Origin of the sequence: Nocardia sp. NPDC057455 (assembly GCF_042802775.1) — a bacterium.
GTDB lineage: Bacteria > Actinomycetota > Actinomycetes > Mycobacteriales > Mycobacteriaceae > Nocardia.
The window spans coordinates 3618-4989 of the sequence record NZ_JBHVDM010000173.1 but is presented as its reverse complement, the minus strand read 5'-3'; the positions used below and the strand labels follow the sequence as shown (position 1 = coordinate 4989).

Annotated in this window: 2 protein-coding genes; both read left to right on the top strand. The window is 64.0% G+C overall.

What is annotated here, in order from left to right:
* The first annotated feature begins 257 nt into the window (after positions 1-257).
* Positions 258-797, top strand: a complete 540-nt coding sequence (locus tag ACFU5M_RS34010) for a hypothetical protein (protein ID WP_379055646.1) — start codon at positions 258-260, stop codon at positions 795-797.
* Between the two features lie 14 nt (positions 798-811).
* On the top strand, positions 812-1372 hold a 561-nt coding region (locus tag ACFU5M_RS34005; protein ID WP_379055644.1), incomplete at its 3' end, for a hypothetical protein.

Sequence of the window (1372 nt, the reverse complement as noted above, 5' to 3'; positions counted from 1 at the left end):
GAGCGCTGGAGATGAGCATTTTCGACTACGCGAGGCGGGGTGAGTGTCGGTGCCAAGAGACGAGCGGCTGTTAACGCGAGTGTTCGCGTTCCTGGCTGTCGCAATCACGATGGTTTGGCTCGTCGGATACCTCGCGCCGATATGGCGGCCGGACTACAAGCCGCCCCCCGAACTCAACATTGTGATGATGGCAGTAGTCGGCATTTTCGTCTCGCTTTATCAGCGTGCCCGAAACCCCAAATCGAAGGATGACGGCAATGATTCCGACGACGGATAGCACAAGCCTGCCCGAAGTCTTGGCGGTCGCCACGGCAAGTTTCCTGGCTGGCTGGATCGTGGGCCGGTTTGTGCGCTTCCGCCGGGTACCCGGCGGATTGCGGCCCGAGATCGTGCGCAACCCGTTCCGGGAATGGTTGCAAGGCAGAGGCTTTCGACTTCTGCTGATCGTACTTTTCGTCGTCTCGACCGGGCTCATTGTCCAATTCACAATCACGCAGCGCGGATGTAACAGCGAGTTTCGGCGCACGATCATCGAACGCGCCGACATCGCCGCCGACGACAACCGTGCGCGCCGGTCCGCCGACGCCGCGCGCCGAGAAAACGACGTCGCCGTCGGCGACCTCGTCGAAGCGCTGCTCGAGATACCGCAGGGCCCCGAAGGACGCGACCAACCGCGCCGACTGATGACGGACTTCCGAACCCGCTACGCGGCGAACATCGCGCGCCAGGACGCCGACCAGGCGCGCCAAGAGTCGAACGAGTCACGACGTAGCGCAAACCCGTACCCGAATTGTTGAGGGGGAGTCGATAAGTGGAGCATCTACCCCGGCGGGTTCCCGGGCCGCAACCGGATATTCTCGACTTCCTGCTACCGGCGCTCGAGGAAATGCCGATCATCGGCGACATCATCGAAGTCATCACCGGTATCGGGCGCACCCTGGGCGACCTCGGCGACTGGGTCGCCGGGCTGCTCGGCGTCGACTCCGTGAACGACCTGATTGCTATCGCGCTCGGGTTGATCGCCGACCTACTCGACAATGTGCCGCTCGTGGGTGACAGCCTCGCCGAGATCGTGCAGAACATTGCCGATTCGATGAACGACACCCATTCGACCGCCTCGACGGCGCAGACGACGGCCTCGCAGGCGGCCGGGTCGGTCGTGTCGCTGCAAACGACGATTTTCTCGGTAGCCTCGACGCGGCCGCTGTGGGACGGGCCCGACCCGACCGGCGAGTCGACGTTCCCGTTCTACATGCTCGGCGGCGGTATCCACTCCCACGGTGCGACGCTGGACGTAACCGGGCTATCGACGGCGGGCGGCGGTAGCCAATCGTGTTCGGCGACGGCGCACTCGCACGGCACACACACCCAG